Origin of the sequence: Okeania sp. (genome assembly GCF_035285525.1) — a bacterium.
Taxonomy (GTDB): domain Bacteria; phylum Cyanobacteriota; class Cyanobacteriia; order Cyanobacteriales; family Microcoleaceae; genus Trichodesmium.
Map to the genome: position 1 here is coordinate 39,264 of NZ_JAYKGW010000209.1, position 6,000 is coordinate 45,263.

Sequence of the window (6,000 nt, forward strand, 5' to 3'; positions counted from 1 at the left end):
TTTAGTCAAATTTCGGCTATTTTCCTAACTGAAAAACCCAAAGGGCGGGTTTAGTCAAATTTCGGCTTTTCCTAACGCCCCTGAAAAACCCGCCCCTACAATCGAAAAAAGTAATCAAATGGGAACAATAGGTATTATTCATTCTATAGAAACTTGTGGAACTGTCGATGGTCCGGGAATTAGATTTGTTATTTTCACTAAAGGTTGCCCTTTAAGATGTTTATACTGTCATAATCCTGATTGTCGTCATATTGAAGGTGGAAAGTCAACATCTGTTGATGAATTAATTTTAGAAATTAAAAAATATCAGTCTTATTTTAAATATTCTGGTGGCGGTGTCACGGTTACTGGAGGTGAACCTTTGATGCAGCCAGAATTTGTTCAAGAAATTTTTCAAAGATGTCGGGAACTGGAGATTCATACTGCATTAGATACATCGGGATATGTGAATTTGAATGTTGCTAAACCTGTTTTAGAATATACGGATTTAGTCTTATTAGACATCAAATCTTTTGACCCCAAAATTTACAAGAAAGTAACTAATGTTTCTATTGAACCAACCCTTAATTTTGCTCGGTATCTTAACGAAATTAATAAGCCAACATGGATCAGATTTGTGTTAGTTCCTGACTTGACAGATCCCGTAAATAATGTAACTGGTTTAGCTGAATTTATTGAGGATTTTAATAATGTAGAAAAAGTGGAAGTTTTACCTTTTCATAAAATGGGAGAATATAAATGGGAACAATTAGGATATGATTATCAACTTAAGACCACAGAACCTCCTTCAAATGAATTATTAGAACAAACTATTAATATTTTTAAAAGTCATAATTTAGTAGTTGGATAAAGTTAGTTTGGCTGGGAAAAAAGCTCTAAATTTTAGCTGTAATAGGGGCGGATTTGTTTCAGTAATTAATAATGAACAATTAATAATTAATAATTACCTCCTCTTCAAAGAAGGGGATTGACTAATCATGAAAATTTTTGATTTATCGCCTTAAAAAGGGAGGCTTCAAGGCGTAAATTGTTGAATGAATAATTATTAACTATCACCTCTTAATTATTAATTCTTCCGTAAGTCTTAGAGTTAAGCATGAAAATTCTCACTAAAACCCGCCCCTACTGTTGCAATGTTTTAATTGTTTCATATCAAATCTACTTAATTTGGTAGAAAAAAATTTTAGATATTCAACCATTACCAAATCTTTCTATATTTCCCCAGACTCCCCACACTCTTTTTATACCATTGTGTTTGAAAAAAGAATATTACAAATGAGCGATTAGAAATCTTGATCAGATATAGTATAGATTTTGCCATAGCAGCCTCTTTTCAAATTGTTATTATATTAATACTATCGGAGATGTCTTCGGTAAATCCAGTTTATTACGAAACTCCAAAGCTAACAGATTTGATATAATTGATATGGTTAGATAAAACTGCTTTATTAGCAGGAAATTTAATGAAAGTTATTGAAGTAGTAAAACAGGGGTTGGCGACTGTAGAACATAAAAATTTTGTAGATAATTTAGGCAATTAAATAAGGTAGCAATCCTAAATAGGTTATAAGATTTTATTGTAGAGGTTTGGTCTCCAAATCTTTGGTTGGGTTTGGAGACCAAACCCCTACAGTTTTTTTCTCACAAATCATTCCTGACTGCTATATAATACAGTACATAATAACTTAATTATTTAATTCAACAACAATAAATCTTTTTTGTCAAACCTTATGTTAAGAAAGATGTGGTTCATTTCAGTTCTCAGTTATCAGTACCTCCTGGAATCAGGAGGCTTGAAATATGGAATTTTCTTTTTTTATCCTCTTCAAAGAGGATAATTTAGACCCAAAAATTTCGGTAATGGATAGCCTAAAAAGGGAGAAGTAATTATCAATTATCAATTATTAACTATCAATTATTTATGTTAGGTCCAGGAAAAATTTTAGAAGAACGTTACCAACTACAAAAACAACTCGGACGTACAATACCAGGCCGTAAAACTTGGCTAGCATTTGATTCTGAACTGGAAGAACAAGTAATTATTAAAATGTTAGCTTATAGTCCGGAAATATTAGGGCAAGAATTAAGTTTATTTGAGGAAGAAGCTAAAACTTTACAAGCTCTAAATCATTACCAAATTCCTCGTTATCGTGATTATTTTTCTTTAGAAAAAGAAGCAAATTCAAGTTTACCTTGGTTTGCTTTAGTGCAAGATTATATTCCTGGTTTTTCTCTCCAAGAATTATTAGATAAAGAGCAAAAGTTCACAGAAGAAGATGTGATGAAAATTGCCCAAGAAGTATTAAATGTTCTGATTTATCTCCATGAATTAGAGCCTCCAGTTTTACATCGAGATATTAAACCTAGTAATTTAATTATGGGGGCAGACCAAAAAATTTATTTAGTAGATTTTGGTGCAGTACAATCTCAAGGTAATAATCAGGGAGCAACTTTTACTATTATTGGAACTAGCGGTTATGCTCCTCTAGAACAATTTTGGGGGAAAGCAGTTCCGGCTTCAGATTTATATGCTTTGGGAGCAACTTTGATTCATTTACTAACTGGAATTTATCCGGCAAATTTACCACAAAAAAATTATCAGATTCAATTTACTGATAAGGTTAATATTAATCCTAACTTCGCTATTTGGATTAATAAAATGACAGAAATAGATTTAGAAAAACGCTTTCAAAGTGCCCGTGAAGCTTTGATATCTGTAGGATCAAAACCTCAACCTAGAAAAGTCTTAAAATCTCACAAAAATTCTCTAAAATTTAGCATTATTGTTAGTATCAATAAATCTCCAGAAAAGATGGAAATTTATACTCATGCACCTAGTTTAAGAGAAATTAAAGAGTCTGGAGTTATCGGTGGTATTGTTTGTATATTTGTGGGTTTACTTCTAACTAATTTTGTTTATGGAATCTTGTTACTAATTCTATTTTTGGCAGGAATATTTATTTTATTTGGAGAAAAGAATTATATTTATTTTGACCATAATTGTTTTCAGGTAGAACGACGTTTATTAGATTTTACTTACGGAAAATATCAGGGAAATACTAGAGATATTATTGAGGTTTTTGCATCTAAACTTGCATCTGGATATGAAGTTATAATTCAATCTGAAAATGATAAATATCAATTAGATAAAGCAATGAATATTCAAGATAGTACATCCTTAGTTGAGGAAATTAACCAATGGATAATTAATAATTAATAATTAATAATTAATAATTAATAATTAATAATTAATAATTAGGGATGGCTGAATAAATATAAAAACATTGATATTCTAAAGTTTTAGCATTTACAGAAAAATTGGGGTATGTGCCTCCTCTTTTAAAGGGATGAAAAAATACTCGATTCAGTATTTCCAGCCTCTGACTTTCGTCTGAGTTTCACTCTCTACTGATAACTGATAAATGATGTATTAGGAAGTAGGGGAGTAGGGGAGAAACATTTTTGTAACCTACAGCTATTGCACCATTTAAGGTGAAACAATGCACTACCAGTAGCTTTCTATCAGCCAACCCTAATTAATAATAAGGGATAATAGATAATGAAAACTATTTTTTTTATATGTAGTGGTGAAAAAACTTTTACACTTATTTAATCAGTACCGGGCAACGGCAGTAGTCGGATTAACAGGGATAACTATTTCGATTATTGCTATGCTCATTGTTTATTACTGGGAACTGGCCAAAGATCAAGAGCGGTTTCAACAACAATCTACTGTCTTAATCAATGAATTACAAAGACAATTAGATAATTACACCCAACTGACTAGAGCTGTAGGTAGTTTCCTAAATGGCTCTCAAGAAGTAACTCCCCAGGAATTTCAAGAATTTACAACCTCCTTACTACCTTACTATGACGGTTTGTTAGGATTAGGTTGGAGTAAAAAAGTAGAGAATCAGGAACGCTCCCTTTATGAGCAAAACTTACAAACTCAAGGGATAATAAATTTTAAGATTTATGAATATAACTCCAGAGGAGATAAAGTAATGGCAGGCGATCGCCCAGTCTACTTTCCTACAACTTATATTCAACCTTTAGAGCAATGGCAAGATTATATTGGTTGGGATGCTGCTTCAGACAGAAAACGTTGGCTGACTATAGAGAGAGCAGAACATACAAGAGTCACTGTGAGTACACCTTTAGTGCAGTTAGAAAATGGCAAATCAGGTTTTGCGATTTATTCTCCGGTATTTGGTTTTGATAACTTAGCTCCTCAATACCCTAACCGCGAACAAACTGATAACAATAAAAAATTTCAAGGAGTAGTATTTGGTTTTTATGAACTTCGGACTTTGATGGAAAAAGCTACTAGCAATCTCAACCTTAAAGGAATTGATATTTATCTCTATCGTTTACCAAATGATTATTTAGATTCTGCTCTCAGGAAAACTGCTGTTACTAGCGCCGACTATTTCCTGATAGCATACAAAGCTGAATCCCAAAGTTTGACAGAATCTCCTGAAATTGCCAATTTAGAAGCTATTGAAAGTCTGACAAAACAGCCACCATACCTATGTCGTCATAGTTCAGAGTGGCAATTTTGTGTCCGCTTAATTCATGGAGGACAAGAAAAGTTTTTGTTGGTAGTATCACCTGCTTCTAATCGTTTTATACCCGGTTACCTTCCTGAGGGGGTTCTGGTATTAGGCTTATTAATAACAGTTTCTTTGGTAATGTATTTCTATATTTCCCAGCAGGCAAGTTTAAAAATTGAGAGCAAAAACCGGGAATTAGAAAAATTATTGCAGGAACTACAGCACACTCAACTACAGTTAATCCAAACAGAAAAAATGTCAAGTTTAGGTCGGTTGGTAGCAGGTGTTGCCCATGAAATTAATAACCCAGTTAATTTTATTTCGGGAAATGTAGAATATGCAGAAGAGCATTTCCAAGATTTGCTTGATTTGGTTAAGTTCTATCAAACCGAATATCCTGATTCCAGTTCAGAAATTGAAGCAGTTAAGGAAGATATTGATTTAGATTTTATTGCCCAAGATTTACCGAAGTTATTAGAATCTATGAAAATAGGCAGCGAACGTCTGCATACAATAGTTTTGTCTCTGCGTAATTTTTCCCGGTTGGATGAATCAAAAGTTAAGGAAGTCGATATTCACACAGGTCTTGAAAGTACATTAATGATTTTAGAACATCGACTCAAGACTCAACCTGATCGCCCAGAAATTTTAGTGACTAAAGACTATGGTGATTTGCCTTTAATTGAATGTTATGCAGGTCAATTAAATCAGGTATTTATGAATATTTTGGCTAATGCTATTGATGCTTTAGAAGATAGTATTCGGTTAAAACAGTTAAAAGAGCGATCGCCTATGATTTCAATTACAACATCTCAAGTTGATACCCAGTGGATTTCAATTTCAATTGCCGATAATGGTCCTGGGATTAAGTCAGATATCGAAACTCGCTTGTTTGACCCCTTTTTTACAACTAAACCAGTTGGTAAAGGAACGGGACTCGGACTTTCTATTAGTTATCAAATTGTTTGTGAGAAACATGGGGGTTATTTATTCTGTCAGTCTGATGAGGGAAATGGTACGGAGTTTATTATTAAGTTACCAATTGGAAGGAGGAAGGAGGAAGGAGGAAGAAGATTTGAATTGGAAGGAGGAGGGAAGAGGAAGGAGGAAGGAGGAAGGAGGAAGATTTGAAAACAGTCAGGACTTAGACAAAGATACTATATATAGAGTCAAAAAACTATTGTGCAATAGTTTGAAACACTATATCTATGGTCTATGGGTAAGTCATAATAGTAAAAACTTAAATCAATTTATGACTGACTACATTTTTCAGGTCAAAAGATTTGAAAACAGTCAGGACTTAGACAAAGATTATATAGAGTCAAAAAACTATTGTGCAATAGTTTGAAACTCCATATCTATAGTCTATGGGTAAGTCATAATAGTAAAAACTTAAATAAATTTATGACTGACTACATTTTTCAGGTCAAAAGATTTGAAAACAGTC

General features: G+C 32.9%; 3 protein-coding genes. All 3 read left to right on the forward strand.

Annotation, left to right across the window (positions count from 1 at the left end):
• Positions 1 to 118: 118 nt before the first annotated feature.
• The 3 genes from pflA to VKJ25_RS19705 all read left to right on the forward strand — a co-directional run bounded on the left by pflA (position 119) and on the right by VKJ25_RS19705 (position 5,684).
• Entirely contained in the window at positions 119 to 850 is a 732-nt protein-coding gene (pflA, locus tag VKJ25_RS19695) for a pyruvate formate-lyase-activating protein (protein ID WP_324238341.1), read from the forward strand.
• Between the two features lie 1,071 nt (positions 851 to 1,921).
• Entirely contained in the window at positions 1,922 to 3,217 is a 1,296-nt protein-coding gene (locus tag VKJ25_RS19700; protein WP_324238342.1) for a serine/threonine protein kinase, read from the forward strand.
• A gap of 370 nt (positions 3,218 to 3,587) precedes the next feature.
• Complete coding sequence (locus tag VKJ25_RS19705) at positions 3,588 to 5,684, forward strand: CHASE domain-containing protein (RefSeq protein ID WP_324238343.1); 2,097 nt, start codon at positions 3,588 to 3,590, stop codon at positions 5,682 to 5,684.
• Positions 5,685 to 6,000: the final 316 nt, after the last annotated feature.

Bases quoted from the DNA above. Each gene is read 5' to 3' on its own strand.
- pflA (WP_324238341.1), top strand. From the start codon at position 119: ATGGGAACAATAGGTATTATTCATTCTATAGAAACTTGTGGAACTGTC.
- VKJ25_RS19700 (WP_324238342.1), top strand. From the start codon at position 1,922: ATGTTAGGTCCAGGAAAAATTTTAGAAGAACGTTACCAACTACAAAAA.